Genomic DNA, 22,888 nt, shown 5'->3' with positions numbered 1-22,888 from the left:
GCGGTCTACGCCGCGTCGCCGGTGTGCGACTCCGGGATCTGGGCCGCGCCGCCGGGAACCAGCGTCACGGTGCCGTCGGCCTGGTCGACGGTGAACAGGGTGCCGGGCGGGAAGTGCCCGAGCACGTCGGGCGGTAGCTGCACCGTGCCGTCGCCGGCGACCACGGCGAAGTCCTGGCCGCCGCGCCCTTCGGCACCGACCCGGCCGTCGCGGATGGTGACCGCGCGGCCCAGGCGGGCGCCGACCTCCGCATCGTGGGTGACGACCACGACCGTGGTGCCGCGCTCGGCGTTGACCGTCTCCAGCGCGTCGAGCACCTCGTCGCGGCCGTGCGAGTCGAGCTGGCTGGTCGGCTCGTCGACCAGCAGCAGGCCGGGCGACGCGGCGATGCCGACCGCGAGCGCCGCGCGCTGGCGGGCACCGGGCGCCAGGTCGGTCAACCGCGCCGCGCCCTTGCCGCGCAGGCCGACCAGGTCGAGGATGCGCTCCGGGTCTTCGAGCTCGATGCCCTCGGTGCGGGCGGCCCGGCGCTGGGCGAGCCAGACGTTGCGCTCCAGCGACGCGTACGGCAGCAGGTTGCGCGCCGCGCCCTGGAGCACGACACCGATCTGGGTGCCACGCAGCCGGGAGATCTCGGCGTCGCTGAGCTTGCCGAGGTCGTAGGTGCCGACGTTGACCCGGCCCGCGGACGGGCGCATCAGCCCGGCGAGCAGCGCGACCAACGTGGACTTGCCGGAACCCGAAGGGCCGACCAGCGCGAGCATCTCGCCGGGACCGATGGACAGGTCGACACCCGAGAGGGCGACGACGTCTCCCGCCTCGGCACGGTAGATGTGCACCACCCGGCGGCAAGCGACAGCGAGACCCGACACGGGTACTGCCTACCACCTCACCAGCGAAAGCGCAGCCCCGTGATCAATAGCTAGAACCGGGCCGGCTCGCGGTAGACACCCCACTCGTCCTTGAGGACACCGCAGATCTCGCCCAGGGTCGCCTCGGCGCGCACCGCGTCGAGCATCGCCGGGATCATGTTCTCGCTGGTCCCGGCCACGTCGACCATCCGTTTGAGGGCCGCCTGGACGACCGCCTCGTCGCGCGCGGCGCGGCGGCGGCCGAGCAGGGCCTTCTGCTCGATCTCGACCTCGTGCGAGATGCGCAGGATCTCGAGCTCCTTGGCGGTCGTGGAGGTGTGCACGTTGACGCCGACGATCTTCTTCTCGCCCTTTTCCAGAGCGCGCTGATAAGTGAATGCCGAGTCGGCGATCGCGGCGGTGAACCAGCCGTCCTCGATGCCGCGCAGGATGCCCGAGGTGATCGTGCCGTCCGAGCCCAGCTCGCGGATCCGCTCGAAGATCTTCTCCGCCTCGGCCTCGATGGCGTCGGTGAGCGCCTCGACGTACCAGGAGCCGCCCAGCGGGTCGGCCACGTTGGTCACCCCGGTCTCCTCCATCAGCACCTGCTGCGTGCGCAGGGCGATCTCGGCCGACTCGTCGGTGGGCAGCGCCAGCGTCTCGTCGAGCGCGTTGGTGTGCAGCGAGTTGGTGCCGCCGAGCACCGCCGCCAGCGCCTCGACGGCCGTGCGTACGACGTTGTTGACCGGCTGCTGCGCGGTCAGCGAGACGCCCGCGGTCTGGGTGTGGAAGCGCAGCCAGAGGGCGCGCTCGTCGGTCGCGCCGTAGACGTCGCGCAGCCAGCGCGCCCAGATCCGCCGGGCGGCGCGGAACTTGGCGATCTCTTCGAAGAAGTCGACGTGCGAGTCGAAGAAGAACGACAGGCCGGGCGCGAACGTGTTGACGTCGAGCCCACGGGATAGGCCGAGCTCGACATAGCCGAAACCGTCGGCGAGCGTGTACGCCAGCTCCTGCGCGGCGGTCGAGCCGGCCTCGCGGATGTGGTAGCCCGAGACCGACAGCGGCTTGTAGCGCGGGATCTCGCGGGCGCAGTATTCCATCAGGTCGCCGATCAGGCGCAGATGCGGCTCCGGCTCGAAGAGCCACTCCTTCTGCGCGATGTATTCCTTGAAGATGTCGGTCTGCAGCGTGCCGTCGAGCTTGCTCAGGTCGGCGCCCTGCCGCTCGGCGGCCACCAGATACATGCAGAAGACCGGCACGGCCGGCCCGGAGATGGTCATCGAGGTGGTGACCGAGGCCAGGTCGATGCCGTCGAAGAGCACGTCCATGTCGGCGGCCGAGTCGATCGCCACGCCGCAGTGGCCGACCTCGCCCAGCGCCTGCGCGTCGTCGGAGTCGCGGCCCATCAGGGTCGGCATGTCGAACGCGACCGAGAGCCCGCCGCCACCGGCGCCGAGGATCAGCTTGTAGCGCTCGTTGGTCTGCTGGGCGTTGCCGAAGCCGGCGAACTGCCGGATCGTCCAGGTGCGGCCCCGGTATCCGGTCGGATAGAGGCCACGGGTGTACGGGTATTCGCCCGGCCAGCCGATCCGCTCGAAACCGGGCACGTCGGCGCCCTCGGGCGGCCCGTAGACCGGCTCGACCGGCATGCCGGAAAGCGTGGTGAAGTCGGCGTCACGCTTGCGCGCGGCGTCGTAGCGCGCCTGCCAGCGCGCCCTTCCGGCAGCGATCTCCTCGGCGTCCATCGGGCCAGTCTAGATGGTCGCCTGAACGATCGCTAAGCCTCTGGCACGTGCACGTCGTCGACCCGGATGTTCACCTCGGTCACCTGCAGATTGAGCATCTTCTCCACGGCGGCGATCACCTCGGTGCGCACGGCGTCGGTCACGGTGCGCACGACCTGCCCGTACTCGATGACGAGGGTGATCTCGACCGTCGCCTGGTCACCGGCCAGGCGGACCTTGACACCGCGGTCGGTGTCGTCGTCGGCGTCGCCGAGCCCGACCCGCTCGCGGAGCCCCGCGAACACCCGTGCGACGTCGCCACCCAGGTCGTGCACACCCGGCACGCCCCGCGCCGCGATCCCGGCGATCTTCTCGACCACCTCGTCGGCGATCGTCGTGGCGCCGCGCTCGGCGACCAGCGAGCCCTCGTTCCTCAGCCGTTCGACGACCGCCGAGGCGACCCGGCCGGACGCCGCGGAGGCGCGTTCGACCACCTCACCCATTGCCACGCCGTCGCCGTTGCTCTCCGGCCGTTGTGCGGGCACGTGCACCTGGTCTGCCGCCTCCGGGGCGGGAGTGTCGGTCATGGCCGGCACCCTAGCCCCGGCCGGCAACCCTGTCAGCCGGCCGTGACGGCAGCACCCCGCACCAGTTCGGCCCGCCCGTCGACGAGGTGCAGCTCAGCGTCGCAAGCCGCGGCCGCTTCCGGGTCGTGAGTCGCGAACACGACGGCCGCGCCCCGGAACGCCTCCTCCCGCAGCAGGTCGATGACCTTCTGGCGGTTGGTCGCGTCGAGCTCGCTGGTGACCTCGTCGGCCAGCACGACGTCACCGTGCAGCGCCAGCCCGCGTGCGATGGCGGTGCGCTGCTGCTGGCCGCCGGACAGCTCCTCGACGAGCTGGTCGGCCTGCCCGCTCAGGCCCAGCCGCTCCAGTGCCTCGGCGGTGCGCCGGCGCGCCTCCGGCGGCGTGACGCCACCGGCGATGAGGGCGACCTGCACGTTCTCGGCGGCGGTGAGGATCGCCGCGAGCCCGTTGTCCTGCGGCACCAGCACGATCTGCTGCGCGACCGCGAAGTCCCGGTCGCGGATCGTCTCGCCGTCGACGGTCACGCTGCCCGCCGACGGGCGCAGCAGCCCGGCCATGGTCCACAGCAGCGTCGTCTTGCCGGCACCCGAGGGGCCGGTCACGGCGAGCACCTGCCCCGGTGTCACGAGCGCCGAGACACCGGCCAGCACCGGCTCGCCCGCGCCGTACGCGACGGTCACCTCGTCGACGACGATGGTCCTGCTCATCGGTTCCCCCCTTCGAGCGCCGGTACGATCCGGATGGTGCCGTCGGCGTCAGGCGCGATCTTGACAAGCGTCCCCGGCGGCAGCCGATCGAGCAGCTCCGCCGGAAGGTGCACGCTACCGTCGCGACCCACGACGGAGTAGTCCTCTCCTCGCCGGCCCTCCGCGCCGACGCGACCGTCGCGGATGGTCACCGTGCGGCCGAGCGCGGCGCCCACCTCCATGTCGTGGGTGACCACGACGACCGTGGTGCCGGCCGCGTTCACGCGGTGCAGCACCTCCATCACCTCGTCGCGCGAGTGCTCGTCGAGCTGGTTGGTCGGCTCGTCCAGCAGCAACAGCCCGGGGCGGGCGGCCAGCGCCACCGCGAAGGCCAGCCGCTGCCGCTCCCCCGGAGCCAGCTCAGCCGGCACGGCGCGGCGCCGCCCGAGCAGGCCCACCTCGTCGAGGATCACGGCCGGATCCGGCGGGCGCCGGCCGCGACCGCGGGCGGCTCGTTGGGCGAACCGCACGTTCTGCTCGCAGGTCAGGTACGGCAACAGGTTGCGGGTGCTGCCCTGCAGCGAGACGCCGACGTCGACGGCGCGCAGCCGCTGCACGTCGGCCGGACCGGCCCGGACCATGTCGAGCTCGCCGACGTGCAACCGGCCGGCCGAGGGCCGCAGCACGCCGGACATCAGCGACAGCAGCGTGGACTTGCCCGCGCCGGACGGCCCGACCAGGGCCAGCGACTCGCCCGGCGCGATGTCGAGGTCGACGCCGGCCAGCGCCACCACGTCGTACCCCTCGAGCCGGTAGATCAGCACCACGCCCCGGCAGGTGACGCCCAGCGGGACGAAGCCCACCTCGGCATCCACCGATTCGACCCGCGCGGTCATCGCGCACCTCCCCGCACCCGGCGCAGCACCACGCCCGCGGCCACCAGTGCGGCCAGCAGGAACAACAGCGAGCCGCGCAGCCACCAGCCGCCCAGCCGATAAGCCTGGTCGCCGCCGTCGATCGACACCAGCGCGATCGCCGGCAGCACCAGCGCGGCGCCGCCGACACCGGCCGCGATCCCGGCAACCACCGGATAGCCGAGCACCATCAGGTTCTCCCGGTTGGCCATGCCGCGCAGCGCCCGGGCCGGCACGCCGGTCCTGCGCAGCCCGCGCGCCTGCTCGCGGCGCCACGGCGCCGTGATGCCAGCGTCGAGGACCAGCGCGCCGAGCGCGAGCAGCAGCGCGACCAGGCCGGCGAACAGGTAGAGCCGCAGGGCCAGAGCCGGTGCCGCCCGACCGAGCTGGGTCATCCGCTGCGACCAGACCTCCGTGCGCAGCACCGGGATGCCCTCGGCCGCCAGCCGCGCGCCGAGGTCGGCGGGCGCCGCGTCGGTCGCCCAGACCTCGTACGTCATCTGGTCGGTGTTGAGTCCGGCGGAGCGTTCGGCCCGTTCCACCATCGAGGGGCCGTCGAAGAGCATCGCGTGATCGCCGCCGCGGGGCACCAGCTTGACCTTGTCGGCCACCTTGACCGGGTCAGGTGCCCGGCCGAGGAGCGGGAACGAGAAGGCGTCCGCGTCGGGGTCGTCGGCCGGCGCCGGCCCGGCCAGCACGACCGGCGCCTCGGCGGCCACGTCGCCGTACTGGGCCACGACGTCGGCGCTGCTCTCGCTGGTCACGTCCAAGGTGAGCCCGGCGTCGTCGGTGCTGACGGCCATCGTCTGGCCCTCCGGCTGGGGCTCGGTCGCCCGCCAGGCGCCCGGCACGCTCAGCGCGGCGTCCAGCGGCGCGCCGTCGAGCTCGAGGCTCTCGACGGTGACTGTCGCGGCACCGGGCGCATTGTCACCCGGGTACCGGCGCACCTCCATGCCGAGCAGCCGGCAGCTGGCGACACAGCTCAGGTCGCCCGTGTACGTGGCGGCGCCGCTCTCGAGTCGGCCCAGCGGGACTGACCGCGGTGCGGCGCCGGGCTCGCCGACGACCATCCCGAGGCTCATCGGCCGCTGCTGCTCCAACGCCCGAACGTTCGCCCGCACCGTCACTCGACCGGTTTTCAACGCCACGGTCGGCGCGCTGGCGTCGTCGAGGCTCTTGGCGACCGCGGCGACCTCCTCGGGTGACTTGTCGGGCCAGCGGCTGACGGCCAGCATCCGGTCAGCGTCGACGCCGATCAGGTCGACGTAGTCGCCGGCGTAGCTCTGCTTGACCCGCACCACCGCCATCGCCGTCCTGCCCGTCGGGTCGATCCGGTCCACCGCGGTGCGGACGGCGCCGGGCTCGGTGGCGACGACGACGTAGACCTTGTCGGCGCCGATGTCCGCGTTGGCGGTGCGCAGCCGGTTCGCCGACGACACGTCCCAGATGGTCGCCGCGAACGTCAGCAGCGCCAGGGCGACGGTCAGCACGGCGACCAGCCGGCCGCTCTCCGGCCGGCGGCCGACCTGGGCCGCGGCGAGCAACGCGGGCAGCCGGCCTCGGCGAACCGCCCTGGGCAACCGGCGGCGCGCGACCAGGCCGAGCAGTCGCGCGGTGAGCAGGCCGGCGAGCAGGGCGATCAGCGCCGGCGCCGCGTAGCCCAGCGTCGCGCTCTGCCCGTCGCTGCCGACCAGGAGCTGGTAGAGGGCGGCCAGGGCGAGCGCCGCGACGATCGCCTCGACCACGAGCGCCCGTCGCCGGGCCCGGTGCGGCACCCGACGCAACAGCGCGCCGATGCTGGCCCGCACGGTCTCGCGGGCGCCGAGCACGGCGGCGGCCACGGCTCCGAGCAGCGCACCGAGGCCGACCACCAACGCCGGCCAGCCGATCTGGACGTCGACGGCGGGAGCGAGGAAGGCGCGGGCCGCGAGGTCGGTCAACCCGATGCCGAGCAGCAGCCCGAGCGGTGCGGCCAGGGCGATCAGCAGCAACGGCTCTCCGACCGCGAACCGCGTGATCCCACCGAGGCTGAGCCCCCGCAGCTTGCCGACGGCGATCTCCGCCCGCCGGTCGTCGGTGACGGCGGCGACCACCAGGAACAGCACGAACCAGCAGAGGACGACCAGCGGCAGGGCGACCGTAGGCACCGCGGCGGTGATGGCGGAACGTTGCCGTTCGGCGAGGCGCAGGCTCTCCAGCAGGCCTACGGTGTACGCCACCCCCTCGATCGTGTTGCCTTCGCTCAGGGAGTTGAGCTGACTGACCAACGCCGGCACGTCGGCCAGCCGGACCCGTTCGGCGACGAGCGGGTAGTCGAGCGTGGCCACCGGACGGCCGTTCGGGACGCTCAGCACGGTGCCTTCGCTGCCGGTGAACAGCTCGTCGACGATCCGGGTGCCGTCGTCGAGCTCGTTGAGCTCCGAGCCACCGAAGAAACCGGTCGTCTCCCAGTACGGGTCGGTCGGGTCGCCGATCCGGTAGACGCCCACGACCGGGAAGCTCGGGTTCTTCGGTGGAGGCTCGCCGATCGTGGTGCGCGACTGGCCGCCGGTCGCCGACAGCACCGGTGCGTCGCCCAGCTTGACCTTGACCCGCTCGACGGTCCGGTCGCTGACCATCACCTCGCCCTCGCCCGGACACCGCCCCTCGACGATCGTCAGGTGCTCACAGGCGCCCGGGCGGTAGACCACCCGGCCCCGGCTCTTCACCTTGGTGGCCGGGTCGACACCGACGGCGATGGTCGGCTGGGCCGGACCCAGGACGGCGGCCACCGCCGGAGCGTTCGCGAGCCGGTCCTCTACCTGCTCGGACATCGCCTTCAGCGCGGTGCTGCGAGCCGTCAACCCCGCCACGATCGGCGGCGGATCCGCGACCGTGTCAGTCAGCACGGACTGCGCGGCGGCTCTCGAATACAACGGCACCAGCACGGCAGCCGCGATCGCGATCGTCGAGAGCAGGACGACAAGGGTCGACCGACCAGATCGTGATCGGATGCCGCGCAGGGTCACGATCAGACCGGACACTGGCTCACCTCCGGGGAACGTAACGCGCGACGTCTCCCCGAAGGTTGCCTAGTTTTCGATCTCCAGAGTTTCCAGGAGGCGGTCGGCGGCGGCATAGGGCGACAGCTCGCCGGCCGCGACCGCCGAGGCCAGCTCTCCGAGCGTCGTACCGTCGCGGAACGAGGCCATCCGGGCGCGCAGCGTCCCCAGCGTGATCGCCTCGATCTCGGCGGCGGCCCGCCGCTCCCGGCGGAGGCGAAGCTCGCCGTGCTCGACCAGCCAGGCGCGGTGCTTGTCGACCGCGGCGACGATGTCGGAGATGCCCTCGGCCTTGCTGGCCACCGCGCGCACGACCTGCGGGCGCCAGTCGCCCGGACCGCGCTCGCCGAGGCCGATCATGCCCTGGATGTCCCGGTACGTGTTGTCGGCGCCGTCCCGGTCGGCCTTGTTGACCACGAACACGTCGGCGATCTCCAGGATGCCGGCCTTGACCGCCTGGATCGCGTCGCCCATGCCGGGCGCGAGCAGCACCAGCGTGGTGTCGGCAAGCGAGGCGACCTCCACCTCCGCCTGCCCGACACCGACGGTCTCGACCAGCACCACGTCGCAGCCGGCGCCCTCCAGCACCCGGACCGCCTGCGGGGTGGCGGCGCCGAGCCCGCCGAGGTGGCCGCGGGACGACATCGACCGGATGTAGACACCCGGATCGGTCGCGTGGTCCTGCATCCGCACCCGGTCGCCGAGGATCGCGCCGCCGGTGAACGGGCTGGACGGGTCGACCGCCAGCACGCCCACCCGGTGCCCCTGCTTGCGCAGCTGGCGCACGAGCTCGTTGGTGGTCGTCGACTTGCCGACGCCGGGCGACCCGGTCAGACCGATCACCTGGGCCTGACCGGTGTGCGACGCGAGCGCGGCCGCGATCTCGGGCAGCAGCTCGTCGCCGTTCTCCACCAGGGTGATCAGCCGCGCGACCGCGCGGTGGTCCCCCTCCCGAGCCTGCGTGACCAGCTCGGGAACGCTCCGGCTGCGCCTCAGGCTCACGGCTTGGGGACGGTGAGGATGAGGGCGTCGCCCTGGCCGCCGCCGCCGCAGAGGGCCGCCGCGCCGGTGCCGCCGCCGCGCCGCTTGAGCTCCAGCGCCAGGGTGAGCGCCAGCCGGGCGCCGCTCATGCCGATCGGGTGGCCGAGTGCGATCGCGCCGCCGTTGACGTTGACGATCTCGTCGGTGACGCCGAGATCGCGCATCGACTGGATGCCGACCTGGGCGAACGCCTCGTTGATCTCGATCAGGTCGAGGTCCGCGGCGGTCAGGCCCTGCTTGGCCAGCGCCTTCTTGATCGCGTTGGACGGCTGCGAGTGCAGCGAGTTGTCGGGGCCGGCCACCATGCCGTGCGCGCCGATCTCGGCGAGCCAGGCCAGGCCCAGCTCCTCGGCCTTCGCCCTGCTCATCACGACCACCGCGGCGGCACCGTCGGAGATCGGAGACGAGCTGCCGGCGGTGATCGTGCCGTCGGCGGTGAACGCCGGGCGCAGCTTGCCCAGCGACTCGGCGGTCGAGTCGGGGCGGATGCCCTCGTCCTCGCTGATCACGATCGGCTCACCCCGGCGCTGCGGCACCTCGATCGGCACGATCTCGTCGGCCAGGAAGCCGTTCTTCTGCGCGGCGGCGGCCCGCTGGTGGCTGCGGGCGGCGAACTCGTCCTGCTCGGCCCGGCCGATGCCCAGCTTCGTGCCCAGCCGCTCGGTCGACTCGCCCATGCTGATCTGGTCGAAGGCGTCGGTGAGCCCGTCGAGCGCCATGTGGTCCTTGACCGTCACGTCGCCGTACTTGTAGCCACCCCGCTGGCCGAGCATCAGGTGCGGCGCGTTGGTCATCGACTCCATGCCGCCGGCCACCACGATCTCCGCCTCGCCCGCGCGGACGAGCTGATCGGCGAGGGCGATCGCGTCGAGGCCGGAGAGACAGACCTTGTTGATGGTCAGCGCCGGCACGGACATCGGGATGCCGGCCTCGACGGCGGCCTGGCGGGCGGGGATCTGCCCGGAGCCGGCCTGGAGCACCTGGCCCATGATCACGTAGTCGACCTGGTCGGGCGCCACGCCGGCGCGCTCGAGCGCGGCCTTGATGGCGAATCCGCCCAGTTTCGTGGCCGGGAAGTCCTTGAGGTTGCCCAACAGCCGGCCCATCGGCGTGCGCGCGCCGCCAACGATCACGCTCGTCATGTCGTTTACCTCTCAGAACGGGTGTCGACCGGTCACCTTAGCGATCGTTCGGCCAGAATATCGCCATGGGCCAGGACGCCGCCGCGAAGCGCGCTGACGACAAAGTCACAGGAGATGTGGGACTGCTCCGCATCGACCACGTCGGGGTGGCGGTGGCCGACCTCGACGAGGCCGTCGAGTTCTACACCCGCGTGTTCGGGATGACCTGCGTCCACATCGAGGAGAACACCGACCAGGGCGTACGCGAGGCGATGATGTCGGTCGGCCCGACCACCGAGGGCGGTTGCGTGCAGCTGCTCGCGCCGCTGTCGCCGGAGTCGGCCATCGCCAAGTTCCTCGACCGCTCGGGGCCGGGCGTGCAGCAGGTCGCGTACACGGTGCGTGACGTGGAAGTGGCGGCCGCCGTGCTGCGCGACCGCGGCATGCGGCTGCTCTACGACGCACCCCGGCGCGGCACCGCCGGCTCCCGGATCAACTTCGTGCACCCGAAGGACGCCGGCGGCGTGCTGGTCGAGCTCGTCGAGCCGCCCCGCTAGGCGAGCTTCGCCACGATCGGCGCGGCGGCGGCCAGGTTGCCGCCCAGGTGGAAGTAGCTGATCCCGAACCGCTCGCGCACCTCGACCAGCTTGTCGACGCACTCGTCGACGCTGCCGTGCAGCACCGCGGGCGAGGCCGCCAACTCCTCAGGCGTGGCCGACGCGGCCTGGCTCGACGTCGAGCCGTGCGTCTCGCCGCCGACCGTCACCCGCACGCTGAGCATCGTCATCTGGAACTCGAGCCGCTCCGGGTCGGCGGCGGCGGCACGTGCCCAGGCCACCTTCCGCGCGATCCGCTCGGCGGTCATGTCGGCCATCGCGGCGGCCAGCCCACCGCCGGCGGTCAGCCGCGGGTTGATGCCGACGATGTCCGCGGTGCGGCCGGCCAGTTCGAGCACCTTGCGGCCGCCGCCGCCGACCAGCAGCGGCGGGCGCCGCTCCGGCTTCGGCAGCCCGTCCAGGTCGGTGATCCGATAGTGCTTGCCCGCGTACGTCAGCGGCGCCGGACCGAACAGCCCGGAGACCACCTCGATCGACTCGGCGAGCCGCTCGACCCGTTCGGCCGGCGCGTCGAAGGTGAGCCCGGCCGCCTCGTGCTCGCTCTGCTTCCAGCCCGCGCCCAGGCCGACCTCGACGCGACCGCCGGAGAACACGGCGAGGTTGGCCATCGACTTGTGCAGCAGCACGGGGTGCCGGAAGTCGTTGCAGAACACCAGTGCGAGCACGTTGAGCCGGCTGGTCGCCTCGGCGGCCACCGTCATCGACACGATCGGGTCCATCGCCCAGCCGTCGGTGAAATGGTCGGACACGGCGACCGAGCTGAACCCCAGCTCTTCGATCCGGCGGATCTGGTCGCGCCACCGCTCCGGAGGCCGGTTGAGGCCAGGCATGGACGCGGTGAAGCGAAACGGCTTCGGCATGGCGCCGACCCTAGTGGCTCGTTTCCCGAACGGGGTGGCAGCCGCGTGCGTAACGTCCGGATCAGCGGGATTGTCGGGGGGCTGCGGAGGTTCCGGTGCGCGAGGTCGTCGAAGCGATCATGGCGGGCGAAGGCTCCACTTCGCCTGATCTGTCCGCGCTGGGCCGGGTGCCGGTGCCGCCCACCTACCGGGGCGTGGTGGTGCGGGCCGACGAGACCGGCATGTTCGAAGGGCTCGCCACCGGCGACAAGGACCCGCGCAAGTCGCTGCACGTGCAGGAGGTGCCGACGCCGGAGCTCGCGCCGGGCGAGGCGCTGGTCGCGGTCATGGCGAGCGCCATCAACTACAACACCGTGTGGACGAGCATCTTCGAGCCGGTGCCGACGTTCGCGTTCCTGCGCCGCTACGGCAAGCTCTCGGCGGTCACCAAGCGGCACGAGCTGCCGTACCAGGTGGTGGGTTCGGACGCCGCCGGCGTCGTGCTCCGCGTGGGTGCCGGTGTCTCCAAATGGCGCCCGGGTGACGAGGTGGTGGCGCATTGCCTCTCGGTCGAGCTCGAGGAGGCCGACGGGCACGACGACACCATGCTCGACCCGGAGCAGCGGATCTGGGGCTTCGAGACCAACTTCGGCGGCCTGGCCGAACTGGCAGTGGTCAAGGCCAACCAGCTCATGCCGAAGCCGCGCCACCTCACGTGGGAGGAGGCCGCGTGTCCGGGGCTGGTGAACTCGACCGCCTACCGGCAGCTCGTCTCGCACCACGGCGCCGCGATGAAGCAGGGCGACGTCGTGCTGATCTGGGGCGCCTCCGGCGGACTCGGCGGGTACGCGACCCAGTACGCCCTCAACGGCGGCGCGACGCCGGTCTGCGTGGTGTCCTCCCCCGAGAAGGCCGAGCTGTGCCGGCGGATGGGCGCCGAGCTCGTCATCGACCGCGCCGCGGAGGGCTTCCGGTTCTGGTCCGACGAGCACACCCAGGACCCGGGCGAATGGCGCCGGCTGGGCGAGCTGATCCGGACGCTGACCGACGGCCGTGACCCGGACATCGTCTTCGAGCACCCGGGCCGCGAGACCTTCGGAGCCAGCGTGTACGTCGCGCGGCGCGGCGGGACGATCGTCACGTGCGCGTCGACAAGTGGTTTCCAACACGAGTTCGACAACCGCTATCTGTGGATGAACCTGAAGCGGATCATCGGCAGCCACTTCGCCAACTATCGCGAGGCGTGGGAAGCGAATCGACTCATCTCTTCGGCTCGAATCCATCCGACGCTCTCGCGTGTCTATCCGCTGGAGCAGACGGGCCAGGCGACCCTCGACGTACAACGCAACAGGCATCAGGGAAAGGTCGGCGTGCGCTGCCTCGCACCGGCCGAAGGGCTGGGCATTCGTGATCCTGAGCTGCGCGGGCGGCACGAAGAAGAGATCAACAGGTTCCGTGGCGAATAGGCCGACTCGCCGTTTGTCCACGATCGGCGGAATTTCCTATGTCGACGGCCAGGGCTGGTAAGATGACCATGCTTTGTCGGGCGACAACGGCCGCACCGCCCTTGCGCTGCCCCCTGGTAGGTCTGCCAGGATGTCCCAATGCCCCAGCAGCAGTCCTCCCTTGGCTTCTTCGAGAACGCTAACTCGACGGAAGAGTTCACCGTCGCTCTGCGCGGCTACGACCGCAGGCAGGTCGACGACACCATCTCGCGTCTCCAGAACCGCCTCGCCGCCGCCGAGAAGGAGCGCGCCGACGCGGAGCAGAAGACCAACGACGCGCAGCGCCGCCTGCGCCAGGCCGAGCAGCGGCTCGGCGCACTCGAGCAGAAGCTGAACGACACCAACAAGCAGCTCGAGGAGAACAACCGGCCGACGCTCTCCGGTCTCGGCACCCGGGTCGAGCAGATCCTGCGCCTCGCCGAGGAGCAGGCCAACGACCACCGGGGCGAGGCCAAGCGCGAGTCCGAGGGCATCCTCTCCGCGGCCCGGCTCGAGGCCCGCGAGATCACCGACAAGGCGCGCGCCGAGGCCGCGGCCATGAAGGCCACCGCCGAGCGCGAGGCCGGCAGCCTGCGCACCGCCGCCGAGCGCGAGGCCGCCGAGGTCCGGGTGCAGGCCCGCCGCGAGGCCGACACGCTGCGCGCCGATGCCGACCGCGAGACAAAGCAGCTCCGCACGGTCACCGCCCACGAGGTCGCCGAGCTCAAGTCGACCGTGGAGCGCGAGGTCGCGACGCTGCGCGCGACCGCCGAGCGGGAGATCACCCAGCTGCGGGCCAAGGCCGGCCGCGAGGCCGAGGAGAAGCGCGCCGAGGCCACCAAGATGCTCAGCGACGCCCGCGACAAGCGCGACAAGGACCTCCAGGCCCTCGCGCTCGAGCTCGCCGAGCGCCGCGAGAAGGCCGAGCGCGAAGAGTCCGAACGGCACGCCGCCCAGGTCGCGCAGACCCAGAAGCTGGTCGCCGAGGCCGAGGAGCGCGCCCGCGCCGCCGAGGACCGCGCCAAGGAGATCGAGCAGCGCGCCGAGGCGCGCCGGGTCGAGTCCGAGCGCACCGCCGCCGAGACGGTCGACCGGGCCCGTGCCGCGGCCGACAAGGCTCTCAAGGAAGCGCAGTCCGAGGCGCACCGCCACCTCACCGAGGCGCGCACCGAGGCCGAGATCACCACGAACACGGCCCGGCGCGAGGTCGAAGACCTCACCCGCCAGAAGGACGCGGTCACCGCGCAGCTCGGGCAGATGCTGTCGGGCCTCGCGGGCATCGTCCCGACGGTGGCACCGCCCAAGCAGGAGACCAAGCAGGACAAGGACGCCGAGGACAAGTCGGCGGCCAGCGCCTGACCCCGCTGCTGGGGCGCACGGCTGGCATCCTCAGGCCGCACCACGAAGTCGTGGTGCGGCCTGACGCCGTTTCCGGGCTCGTCTAATATTGGTCTACTTCCCTCAATTCGGCAGCAACGGTCGCACGTCTCGCCATGCGGTATGTTTCGGAGCGCTACGGGACGGCGCGTGTGAGGATGTGACCATGTCCAACGGCGCGGAACTGTTCGCACTGGGCGGCGACAACTCCCCCCACTTCGAGTCCGCGCTGCGCGGTTACGACCGTCGCCAGGTCGACCGCTACGTCAGCCAGGCCGAGCAGGAGATCGCCGCGCTGCTCGCCGAACGCGAACACCACTTCGGCCAGATCCACACGCTCTCGGCGCAGGTCGAGCAGCTCCAGGTCGAGCTGGCCGCGGTGCGCCGGGAGGCGGCGAGCATCGACGTCGTGCGGTTCCGCCACCTCGGTCCCCGCGTCGAGCAGATCCTCGCGCTGGCCGAGGAGCAGGCCGACGAGATCCGTGCCGACGCGCACCGCTCGGTGCAGTCCCAGCGCGACCAGGCCGACAACATCATCGACGAGGCACGCGGGCACGCCGCCTCCGCGATCCGCGACTTCGAGCTCGCCCTGGCCGCTCGCCGCGGCGAGGAGGAGCGGGTCGACATCGCCCGCCGCGCCGAGGTCGAGGCACAGCTGGCCGCGACCCACGCCGAGATCCAGCGGCTGCACGACGAGTCCGGGCAGATCCTGGTCACCGCGCGGCAGGAGGCCGACTCGATCCGCGCCGCGGTCGACCAGGAGATCAGCGGAAAACGGTCCACCGCCGAGCGCGAGTTGGCCGCGCTGCGCGCGGAGACCGAGGCGCTGGTCGCGGCGCAGCGGGCCGCGGTCGAGCGGGAGACCGCCGAGCAGCGGGCCGCCCTCGATCGGGCCGGCACCGAGCAGCGAGCCGAGCTGGACAAGACGGCGGCGGAGGGCCGGGCGGCCATCGAGCTCGAGCTGGGCCAGCACCGCGCGGCGCTGGAGCAGCAGATCAGCGAGCGGCAGAGCCGCGCCGAAAAGGACTATGCGACTCGCAGCGCCGCGGCCGAACGCGAGCTGACGCAGTGGCGCACGGGCATCGAGCAGCAGGTCACGGCGCAGCGGGTGGAGGCCGAGCGCTACGCGGCCGAGCTGCGCCGTCAGGCCGAGGAGCAGGCGGCGGCGCTGCGCCAGCGGCACGACGAAGAGGCCGAGCGGCTGGCCACGACCCAGCAGGAGACCGAGTCGGCCCGCAAGCAGCTCGCCGAGGCCCAGGCCGAGCTGGCCAAGGCGCACCAGGCGCTGGCCGACGCGCGCGCGGCGGCCGTCACGCCCGCGCCGACGCCGGTCGAGGTCGAGGTCGAGTCCAACGGCAACGGGAAGGTCGACGCGGCGACGCTCGCCGCCGACTGACTGGCCACGATCACGACGCCTGGCGTCCATTTCGCGTACCTAACATACGGGTTGTCCATGGACATCCATGCATGGAGCGCACCTGGGTCTACGGGCCCTACGACAACCGGACCTTCACGGAGTACGACAGGACCGTTTCGGGTATCGGCGTCGTGCGCTGACCGATAGATCGGTGCGGCGGCGTTCCGGCTGTCGCACCGGTCTTGTAACGTGCCGGGCCTGAAGGGTGACGAGGGGAGCCACGTGAGCGTCGACGATCCGACCCCGGCGGCCGACCAGCGGGCGACCAAGGACGAGCCGGTTCCCAAGCCACGCTCGAAGGATCCGGAGCCCGAGGACCTCCCCTTCGGCAAGCCCGGCCGGCCGTTCCGGCGCAGCCCCTTCACGGTCGGCTTCGTCGGCGGGCTCGGCCTGGTCCTCGCGTATGCCACCTACCTCGCGGCGCGCAACGCGCTCGGCATCCTCGTCCTCATCTTCATCGCGCTGTTCCTGGCCATCGGCCTCAACCCGGCCGTGGTTCGGCTACGCAAGATCGGCGTGCCGCGCGGCGGTGCCGTGGCGATCGTCGCGCTCGCGCTCGTGCTGGTGCTGGCCGGCGCGATCGGTGCGCTGGTGCCGCCGCTGGTCACGCAGGTAGGTGACTTCATCACGGCGGCGCCCGGCTACATCGAGGCGTTGCAGCGCAACGACACCATCAACGACCTGGTCGGCCAGTTCGACCTCGTCGACCGGGTCAAGTCGCTGGCCAGCCCGGAAACGCTCAGCCGCGCGCTGGGTGGCGTCTTCGGCGGCGCCAAGCTGCTCTTCGGCACCATCTTCCAGGTGCTCACCGTGCTGGTGCTGACCATCTACTTCATGGCGTCGTTCGACAGGATGAAGAGCGCCGCGTACGGCCTGGTGCCGGCTTCCCGCCGCGAACGGGTCCAGCTGCTCTCCGACGAGATCCTCGCCAAGGTCGGCGCCTACATCGTCGGCGCGCTGGCGATCGCGGTGCTGGCCGGCATCAGCGCCTTCGTGTTCGCGCTGATCGTCGGCCTCGCGTACCCGTTCGCGCTCGCCGTGGTGGTCGCGGTCTGCGATCTGATCCCGCAGATCGGCGCGACCATCGGGGCGGTGATCGTCACCATCGTCGCGTTCGCCGACTCGCTCACGGTCGGCATCGCGGCCGCGGTGTTCTTCCTCGTCTACCAGCAGGTCGAGAACTACCTGATCTATCCGAAGGTGATGCGCAAGTCGGTCAAGGTCAGCGACGTGGCCGCGATCGTGGCGGCCCTGGTCGGCGTCGGCCTGTTCGGCGTGCTGGGCGCCCTGGTGGCGATCCCGGCGGTGGCGGCCGTGCAGCTCATCGTCCGCGAGGTGGTCATGCCGCGACAGGAAGCTCGCTGACCCGCTCGCTTGTGACCTGGCGACGGCTCCTTGTAGCGTCGATGCGTTCGCAGCCCGGCGGCGTCCCTCGTTGGCGCCGTGCCGTGCGAAACCTGGGGGGATCGTGACCAACACCGCCGTCGGCGTCGCCAACGTGCGAGGCCCCGGAGACCCGCCACCCAAGAGCCCCGTCCGCTGGCGCCGTCCGATCGGGATCGCTCTCGGAGTGCTGGCCGTCGTGCTGGTCGGCGCCCTGGTCGCACCGTGGCTGTTTCCGAGCGGCGCGCCGACCCTCACGCCGCCGGTGGCCGGCGCCCCCACGCCGAGCGCCTCCCCCGGCGTGCGGGTCGAGGCCGATGCTCCGGTGCCGACCTCGTGGCCCGACGCGTCGAACACCGGTGTGCCCGAGGGCCTGGCGCTCACCAAGGCCGAGAGCCTCGACCTCGTCACCGACGGCGAGGTGCTCACCGGGCTCGACATCGAGGGCTGCGTCGACGTGCACGCGCGCAACGTGACGATCCGCCAGTCCCGGATCACCTGCGACCGCAAGACCTGGGCCGTGCGCACCTTCGACACCACCGCGAACCTCGTGCTGGAAGACGTCGAGATCGACGGCACGGGCGTCAACTCGACGGCGGTCTGCTGCGACAACTACACGCTGCGCCGGGTCGACGTGCACGACGTCATCGACGGACCGCGGCTGGGCGACAACGTCACCGTGGTCGACTCGTGGGTGCACGACCTGGCCCGCACCGACAACTCGCACAACGACGCGCTCCAGACCACCGGCGGCCGGGGCATCGTGGTCAAGCACAACCGCCTGGACCTGTACGACAAGGCCACGCGGGACCCGTTCAACGCCTGCCTAATGGTCGGCTCGACCACCGCGCCGCTGGTCCGTGACCTGGTCGTCGAGGACAACTACTGCAACGGCGGCAACTACTCGGTCGGCATCCGCGACGACCTGAAGGCCGAGGCGGTCACCTTCCGCCGCAACGTCTTCGGCCGCGACTTCCGCTACGGCGTGGTCGCCCGCCCGGACCACCCGGGCATCACCTGGGCCGACACCAACCTCTGGGCCGACTCCCGCAAGCCCGTCCTCGACAAGTAGCTCAGACGGCCAACGCGGCCCGCACGGTGGCCTCCGCCGCCTGACCGCCCGCGCCCTCCGAGGTGATCCGGCCGGACTCGAGCACGAAGTAGCGGTCCGCGGCCCGCACCGCGAACCCGATGTGCTGTTCGACCAGCAGGAACGAGATGCCCCGAGCCCGACTGATCTCCAGGATCGCGCGTTCGATCTCGGCGACCACCGACGGTTGGATGCCCTCCGTCGGCTCGTCGAGCAACAGCAGCCGCGGCTCCGTGATCAGGGCGCGGGCGATGGCCAACTGCTGCCGCTGGCCGCCCGAGAGCAGGCCGGCACGCCGGGCCGACAGCGGGCCGAGCGCCGGGAACAGGTCCATCGCCTCCGCCATCGCCGCCGGGCCGCCGCGGCGGGTGTCGGCGACCAGTCGTAGGTTCTCGGCGGCCGTCAAGTGCGGGAAGCACTGCTGGCCTTGCGGCACGTAGCCCATCCCGCGGGCCACCCGTTCGTGCGGCGCCGACCTGGTGACGTCGACGCCGTCGAAGGTGACCGTGCCGCGCTGGGTGCGCAGCAGGCCGATCGCGGTGCGCAGCAGCGTGCTCTTGCCCGCGCCGTTGTGCCCCAGCAGGGCCGAGATCCGCCCGTCCGGCACCTCGACGGACACTCCGTGCAGGACGGACGTCCGGCCGTAGCCCGCGGCGACGTCCGCCACCGACAGCATCATGTGGCAGCCCCCAGATAGACCTCCTGGACCCGCGGGTCCGCCTGCACCTGCGCCACCGTGCCCTCGCTCAACACCCGGCCGGCGTGCAGCACGGTGACCGTACGGGCGAAGCTGCGCATGAAGTCCATGTCGTGCTCGATCACCACCACGGTCCGTTCGGCGCTGATCGCCGCCAGCAGCGAACCCGTGGCGTCCCGCTCCTCGTGGCTCATGCCCGCCACCGGCTCGTCGAGCAGCAGCAGGTCGACGTTCTGCACCAGCAGCATCCCGATCTCCAGCCACTGCTTGTGGCCGTGGGCGAGGGTGCCGGCCAGCGCGTCCCGCCGGTCGGTGAGCCCGATCGTCTCCAGCGCCTGGGACACCACCTCGGGCACCGTCCGCCGGCGGCGCACCATCGTCCACGCGCTCCGCCCGGCACCCGCCGCGATGTCGAGGTTCTGCAGGACGCTCAGGCCCTCGAACACCGACGAGGTCTGGAAGGTGCGCCCGACGCCGAGCCGCGCGATCCGGTGCACCGGCCGGCCCAGCAGCTCCTGGTCGCCGAAGAGCACCGAGCCGCCGGCCTTCACCAACCCGGTCACCGCGTCGACCAGCGTCGTCTTGCCGGCGCCGTTCGGGCCGATCAGAAACCTGATGTCGCCCGGCGCCACCGTCAGGTCGACCCCGTCGACGGCCACGAACCCGTCGAAGCTCACCCGCAGCCCGCGGATCTCGAGACCGTTCACGTGCCGACCTCCCCCCGTCGGCGCCGCAACAGCGCCGGCAACGACGCCAGGCCGCCCGGCAGGAACGCGACGACCAGGACGAACAAGAGCCCTTGCAGGTACGTCCACGCGGCCGGGAACTCCTCGGACAGGCTCGTCCGGGCCCAGGCCACCGCGACCGCGCCGAGGACCGGGCCGAGCAGCACCGCCCGGCCACCCACCGCGACGCCGACGACGAACTCGATCGACGGCACGACCCCGATCAGGGCGGGGTTGATGATGCCCACCGCCGGCACGAACAGCGCACCGGCCAGGCCCGCCATCCCGGCGGCGACCACGTACGCGACGAGCTTGACGTTCGCCGGGTCGTGGCCGAGGAACCGCACCCGCTCCTCACCGTCGCGCACCGCCACGAGCAGCTCGCCGTATCTGCTGTGCATCAGCTGGCGGGCCAGCGCCAGCAGCAGGAGCAGACCGCCCGCGACGACGAAGTAGACCATCCGCTGGTTGACCGGGTCGTCGAGGTCGTACCCGAAGAAGCCCTCGAAGTCGGTCAGGCCGTTGGTGCCGCCCGTCGTGCCCTGCTGTCCGATCAGGAAGATCACCAGGGCGGCGGCGAGGGCCTGGCTGAGGATCGCGAAGTACGCGCCACGGACCCTTCGCCGGAAGACCAGGGAGCCGAGCAGGTACGCGACGAGCATGGGGAGCAGCACCGTGGCCGGCACCGCGAACCAGGGGCTCGCGAACGGGCGCCACCACCACGGCAGCTCGTCGAGCTGTCCGTACAGCGCCATGAAGTCCGGCAGCTCGCCCGGCCCGGCGTCGGCGAGCTTGAGGTGCATGGCCATGGCATAGCCGCCGAGGCCGAAGAACACGCCCTGGCCGAGGGTGAGCAGGCCGCCGCGACCCCAGGCGAGGCCGATGCCGACGGCGACCATCGCGAGGCAGAGGTACTTGGCGAGGAGGCTGAGCCGGAAGTCGGACAGCACGGAGGGTGCGAGGGCGAACAGCAGCAGTGCGCCGGACGCGAACCCGATCGCCGCCCGAGCCGGCGTCCGGAGGGTCCGGCGCGGGGCGGGTGCCGGCGCGGTCGTGTCGGGGGTCGGCGGCGCCGTCGTCGCGGTCATGCCAGGCTCCGGGTGCGAAGGGTGAACAGGCCCTGGGGCCGCCACTGGAGGAAGCCGACGATCGCGACGAACACGACGACCTTGGCGACGCTGAGCGTGGTCGTGTACTCGACCAGCGACTGGAGCGTGCCGAGCGCGAAGGCGACGATCACGCCGCCCTTCAGCGTCCCGATGCCGCCCACGACGACGACCAGGAACGCGTCGATGATGAGGTTGGTGCCCATCGTCGGCCCGATCGGACCGAGCAGGGTCAGCGCGACCCCGGCGACGCCGGCCAGGCCGGAGCCGATGAAGAAGGTGAGCCGGTCGACCCGTCCGGTCGGGATGCCGGAGACCGCGGCGAGGTCGCGGTTCTGCACCACCGCCCGGATCCGCCGGCCCAGCGGGGTCAGCCGGAGCACGAGCGTCAGCCCCGCCACCGCGAGGACGGCCAGCGCCAGGATGAACAGCCGGTTGGTCGACAGCGTGAGGTCACCGAACACCGGCACGTTGCCGGTGAGCCAGTCCGGCGCGCGCGTCTGCACGTTCGGCGCGCCGAAGATGTCGCGGGCGAGCTGTTGGAGGATCAGCGAGACGCCCCAGGTGACCAGCAGCGTGTCCAGTGGCCGGGCGTAGAGCCGGCGGATCAGCAGGTACTCGAGGGCCGCGCCGAGCGCGCCGGCGACCAGGAAGGCCACCGGCAGCGCCACGAGCAACGAGACTCCCGCACCGGAGACGGCGCCCTGCAGGACGTACACCGTGTAGGCGCCGGCCATGATGAACTCGCCGTGGGCCATGTTGATGACGCCCATCTGGCCGAAGGTCAGGGAAAGGCCGAGGGCGATCAGCAGCAGCACGGCCCCGATGCTGACGCCGGTGAAGAGCTGGCTGACCAGGACCGTCATCAGGACAGGCCCGTCGCCCACGGATAGCCCTTGAGGTACGGGTCCGGCTTGAGCGGAGCGCCGGAGTTCCACACCTCGGTGATCAGGCCGTCCTGGCCCACCTTGCCGATCCGCGCGGTCTTGTGGATGTGCTGGGTCGCACCGTCGACCGTGACCAGGCCCTCGGGAGCGTCGAAGGTGACGCCGTCGGCCGCGGCCTTGACCTTCTCGACCTCGAACGAGCCGGCCTTCTCCACCATCGCCTTCCACAGATGGACCGACACGTACGCGGCCTCCATCGGGTCGCTGGTCGGCTTGTCGGCGCCGTACTTCGCCTTGTAGGCGGCGACGAACTTCTGGTTGGCCGCTCCCGGCGTGGTCTGGTAGTAGTTCCAGGCGGTCAGCTGGTCGGCGAGGTACTGCGTGCCGATGCTCTTGACCTCTTCCTCGGCGATCGACACCGACACGACCGGCGTGCTGGCCGGGGCCAACCCGGCCGACTTGTACTCCTTGAAGAAGGCGACGTTGCTGTCGCCGTTGAGCGTGTTGAAGACCGCGTCCGCCTTGGCTGCCTTGACCTTGTTGACGATCGTGCCGAACTCCGTGGACCCGAGCGGCGCGTAGTCCTCGCCGAGGACCGTCATCCCGTTGGCTTGCGCGTACGCCTTGATGATCTTGTTGGCCGTCCGCGGGAAGACGTAGTCGCTGCCAACCAGGTAGACCGAGCTCTTGCCCTGCGACTTGAGGTAGTCGAGGCCCGGCACGATCTGCTGGTTGGTGGTGGCGCCGGTGTAGAAGATGTAGGGCGACTGCTCCAGCCCTTCGTACTGCACGGGATAGAACAGCAGCGACTTGTTCTCCTCGAACACCGGCTTGACGGCCTTGCGGCTGGCCGAGGTCCAGCACCCGAATACCGCCGCGACGGCGTTCTCCTTGATGAGCTTCTCCGCCTTCTCCGCGAAGGTCGGCCAGTCAGAGGCGCCGTCCTCGCCGATCGGCTCGATCTTCTTACCGAGCACGCCACCCGCGGCATTGATCTCCTCGACCGCGAGCAGGACGGCGTCGCGGACCGTGACCTCGCTGATCGCCATCGTCCCGGACAGCGAGTTGAGCAGGCCCACCTTGACGGTGTCGCCGGTGAGGTCCACGCTGGCCCCGACGGCCGACTCGTTCTGGCCGGTCTTGCTGCCGCAGCCGGCCAGGACGAGGCCGGCGGCGAGGACAGTCGCTAACAAGGTGCGGCGGCGCCAATGATCGGCAAGCATCGATCCTCCATGCGCGTCGACGGGAGTCACATCGTCCGCATCGCCCGTTGCGCGGCTATTTCCGAGCGATTTACCGAC

General features: G+C 71.6%; 20 protein-coding genes. 6 read left to right on the top strand and 14 right to left on the bottom strand.

Annotated features, from left to right (window positions below):
- Positions 1 to 5: 5 nt before the first annotated feature.
- Genes AB0J88_RS05915 through AB0J88_RS05880 form a run of 8 tightly spaced genes read right to left on the bottom strand, consistent with a single transcriptional unit; the run spans position 6 to position 9,986 of the window.
- Positions 6 to 872 carry an ATP-binding cassette domain-containing protein gene (locus AB0J88_RS05915; protein ID WP_364352961.1) on the bottom strand — a complete coding sequence of 289 codons (867 nt, stop codon included), beginning with the start codon at positions 870 to 872 and terminating at the stop codon, positions 6 to 8.
- A gap of 50 nt (positions 873 to 922) precedes the next feature.
- Positions 923 to 2,596 (bottom strand): methylmalonyl-CoA mutase family protein, encoded by a 1,674-nt coding sequence (locus AB0J88_RS05910; protein WP_364352958.1) that lies wholly within the window; start codon positions 2,594 to 2,596, stop codon positions 923 to 925.
- A gap of 32 nt (positions 2,597 to 2,628) precedes the next feature.
- Positions 2,629 to 3,162, bottom strand: a complete 534-nt coding sequence (locus tag AB0J88_RS05905; RefSeq protein WP_364352955.1) for an Asp23/Gls24 family envelope stress response protein — start codon at positions 3,160 to 3,162, stop codon at positions 2,629 to 2,631.
- 32 nt (positions 3,163 to 3,194) lie between these two features.
- The gene (locus AB0J88_RS05900) at positions 3,195 to 3,869 is read right to left on the bottom strand and encodes an ATP-binding cassette domain-containing protein (protein WP_364352952.1); all 675 of its coding nucleotides are present in this window, start codon (positions 3,867 to 3,869) and stop codon (positions 3,195 to 3,197) included.
- Positions 3,866 to 4,744 (bottom strand): ATP-binding cassette domain-containing protein, encoded by an 879-nt coding sequence (locus AB0J88_RS05895; RefSeq protein WP_364352949.1) that lies wholly within the window; start codon positions 4,742 to 4,744, stop codon positions 3,866 to 3,868. Before AB0J88_RS05895 ends, AB0J88_RS05900 begins: the two co-directional genes overlap by 4 nt.
- Positions 4,741 to 7,785, bottom strand: a complete 3,045-nt coding sequence (locus AB0J88_RS05890; RefSeq protein WP_364352946.1) for an FtsX-like permease family protein — start codon at positions 7,783 to 7,785, stop codon at positions 4,741 to 4,743. The genes AB0J88_RS05895 and AB0J88_RS05890 overlap by 4 nt, the downstream gene beginning before the upstream one ends.
- Before the next feature lie 48 nt (positions 7,786 to 7,833).
- Complete coding sequence (gene meaB / locus AB0J88_RS05885) at positions 7,834 to 8,805, bottom strand: methylmalonyl Co-A mutase-associated GTPase MeaB (protein WP_364352944.1); 972 nt, start codon at positions 8,803 to 8,805, stop codon at positions 7,834 to 7,836.
- On the bottom strand, positions 8,802 to 9,986 hold the full coding sequence (locus tag AB0J88_RS05880) for an acetyl-CoA C-acetyltransferase (RefSeq protein ID WP_364352941.1): 1,185 nt from the start codon (positions 9,984 to 9,986) through the stop codon (positions 8,802 to 8,804). The genes meaB and AB0J88_RS05880 overlap by 4 nt, the downstream gene beginning before the upstream one ends.
- Positions 9,987 to 10,051: 65 nt before the next feature.
- On the opposite strand from AB0J88_RS05880, the gene mce reads away from it, so the two are divergent.
- On the top strand, positions 10,052 to 10,522 hold the full coding sequence (gene mce, locus AB0J88_RS05875; RefSeq protein ID WP_364352938.1) for a methylmalonyl-CoA epimerase: 471 nt from the start codon (positions 10,052 to 10,054) through the stop codon (positions 10,520 to 10,522).
- Here mce and AB0J88_RS05870 read toward each other — a convergent pair.
- The gene (locus AB0J88_RS05870; RefSeq protein WP_364352935.1) at positions 10,519 to 11,442 is read right to left on the bottom strand and encodes a TIGR03621 family F420-dependent LLM class oxidoreductase; all 924 of its coding nucleotides are present in this window, start codon (positions 11,440 to 11,442) and stop codon (positions 10,519 to 10,521) included. The genes mce and AB0J88_RS05870 overlap by 4 nt on opposite strands.
- A gap of 95 nt (positions 11,443 to 11,537) precedes the next feature.
- Here AB0J88_RS05870 and ccrA point away from each other — a divergent pair, with 95 nt between their 5' ends.
- The 5 genes from ccrA (at position 11,538) to AB0J88_RS05845 (ending at position 18,154) form a co-directional block, all read left to right on the top strand.
- Positions 11,538 to 12,887: a crotonyl-CoA carboxylase/reductase gene (gene ccrA / locus AB0J88_RS05865; RefSeq protein WP_364352932.1), complete on the top strand. Its 1,350-nt coding sequence runs from the start codon at positions 11,538 to 11,540 to the stop codon at positions 12,885 to 12,887.
- A 138-nt stretch (positions 12,888 to 13,025) separates the two neighbouring features.
- On the top strand, positions 13,026 to 14,264 hold the full coding sequence (locus tag AB0J88_RS05860) for a cell division protein DivIVA (RefSeq protein ID WP_364352929.1): 1,239 nt from the start codon (positions 13,026 to 13,028) through the stop codon (positions 14,262 to 14,264).
- A gap of 184 nt (positions 14,265 to 14,448) precedes the next feature.
- Complete coding sequence (locus AB0J88_RS05855) at positions 14,449 to 15,678, top strand: Laminin subunit beta-1 (RefSeq protein ID WP_364352926.1); 1,230 nt, start codon at positions 14,449 to 14,451, stop codon at positions 15,676 to 15,678.
- Between the two features lie 243 nt (positions 15,679 to 15,921).
- Complete coding sequence (locus tag AB0J88_RS05850; RefSeq protein WP_364352923.1) at positions 15,922 to 17,064, top strand: AI-2E family transporter; 1,143 nt, start codon at positions 15,922 to 15,924, stop codon at positions 17,062 to 17,064.
- A 103-nt stretch (positions 17,065 to 17,167) separates the two neighbouring features.
- The gene (locus AB0J88_RS05845; RefSeq protein WP_364352920.1) at positions 17,168 to 18,154 is read left to right on the top strand and encodes a hypothetical protein; all 987 of its coding nucleotides are present in this window, start codon (positions 17,168 to 17,170) and stop codon (positions 18,152 to 18,154) included.
- A gap of 1 nt (position 18,155) precedes the next feature.
- On the opposite strand, the gene urtE is transcribed toward AB0J88_RS05845, so the two are convergent.
- Genes urtE through urtA form a run of 5 tightly spaced genes read right to left on the bottom strand, consistent with a single transcriptional unit; the run spans position 18,156 to position 22,810 of the window.
- Positions 18,156 to 18,848 carry an urea ABC transporter ATP-binding subunit UrtE gene (gene urtE / locus AB0J88_RS05840; protein WP_364353009.1) on the bottom strand — a complete coding sequence of 231 codons (693 nt, stop codon included), beginning with the start codon at positions 18,846 to 18,848 and terminating at the stop codon, positions 18,156 to 18,158.
- The gene (gene urtD / locus AB0J88_RS05835) at positions 18,848 to 19,576 is read right to left on the bottom strand and encodes an urea ABC transporter ATP-binding protein UrtD (protein ID WP_364352917.1); all 729 of its coding nucleotides are present in this window, start codon (positions 19,574 to 19,576) and stop codon (positions 18,848 to 18,850) included. Before urtD ends, urtE begins: the two co-directional genes overlap by 1 nt.
- Positions 19,573 to 20,682 carry an urea ABC transporter permease subunit UrtC gene (gene urtC, locus AB0J88_RS05830; protein ID WP_364352914.1) on the bottom strand — a complete coding sequence of 370 codons (1,110 nt, stop codon included), beginning with the start codon at positions 20,680 to 20,682 and terminating at the stop codon, positions 19,573 to 19,575. Before urtC ends, urtD begins: the two co-directional genes overlap by 4 nt.
- Positions 20,679 to 21,587: an urea ABC transporter permease subunit UrtB gene (gene urtB / locus AB0J88_RS05825; protein ID WP_364352911.1), complete on the bottom strand. Its 909-nt coding sequence runs from the start codon at positions 21,585 to 21,587 to the stop codon at positions 20,679 to 20,681. Before urtB ends, urtC begins: the two co-directional genes overlap by 4 nt.
- Positions 21,566 to 22,810, bottom strand: a complete 1,245-nt coding sequence (urtA, locus tag AB0J88_RS05820; protein ID WP_364352908.1) for an urea ABC transporter substrate-binding protein — start codon at positions 22,808 to 22,810, stop codon at positions 21,566 to 21,568. The genes urtB and urtA overlap by 22 nt, the downstream gene beginning before the upstream one ends.
- Between the last annotated feature and the right edge of the window lie 78 nt (positions 22,811 to 22,888).

The sequence above is a fragment of the Asanoa sp. NPDC049475 genome, assembly GCF_040676915.1.
Taxonomy (GTDB): Bacteria; Actinomycetota; Actinomycetes; order Mycobacteriales; family Micromonosporaceae; genus Asanoa.
Note: the sequence above shows the minus strand (reverse complement) of the source record. Positions and strands in the feature narration are given on the sequence as shown.

Excerpts from the sequence above, each read along its gene's own strand:
- AB0J88_RS05870 (WP_364352935.1), bottom strand. The coding sequence starts at position 11,442 with ATGCCGAAGCCGTTTCGCTTCACCGCGTCCATGCCTGGCCTCAACCGG.
- AB0J88_RS05855 (WP_364352926.1), top strand. The coding sequence starts at position 14,449 with ATGTCCAACGGCGCGGAACTGTTCGCACTGGGCGGCGACAACTCCCCC.
- AB0J88_RS05880 (WP_364352941.1), bottom strand. The coding sequence starts at position 9,986 with ATGACGAGCGTGATCGTTGGCGGCGCGCGCACGCCGATGGGCCGGCTG.
- AB0J88_RS05910 (WP_364352958.1), bottom strand. The coding sequence starts at position 2,596 with ATGGACGCCGAGGAGATCGCTGCCGGAAGGGCGCGCTGGCAGGCGCGC.
- AB0J88_RS05905 (WP_364352955.1), bottom strand. The coding sequence starts at position 3,162 with ATGACCGACACTCCCGCCCCGGAGGCGGCAGACCAGGTGCACGTGCCC.
- urtC (WP_364352914.1), bottom strand. The coding sequence starts at position 20,682 with ATGACCGCGACGACGGCGCCGCCGACCCCCGACACGACCGCGCCGGCA.
- urtA (WP_364352908.1), bottom strand. The coding sequence starts at position 22,810 with ATGCTTGCCGATCATTGGCGCCGCCGCACCTTGTTAGCGACTGTCCTC.
- mce (WP_364352938.1), top strand. The coding sequence starts at position 10,052 with ATGGGCCAGGACGCCGCCGCGAAGCGCGCTGACGACAAAGTCACAGGA.
- AB0J88_RS05860 (WP_364352929.1), top strand. The coding sequence starts at position 13,026 with ATGCCCCAGCAGCAGTCCTCCCTTGGCTTCTTCGAGAACGCTAACTCG.
- urtE (WP_364353009.1), bottom strand. The coding sequence starts at position 18,848 with ATGCTGTCGGTGGCGGACGTCGCCGCGGGCTACGGCCGGACGTCCGTC.
- AB0J88_RS05895 (WP_364352949.1), bottom strand. The coding sequence starts at position 4,744 with ATGACCGCGCGGGTCGAATCGGTGGATGCCGAGGTGGGCTTCGTCCCG.
- AB0J88_RS05900 (WP_364352952.1), bottom strand. The coding sequence starts at position 3,869 with ATGAGCAGGACCATCGTCGTCGACGAGGTGACCGTCGCGTACGGCGCG.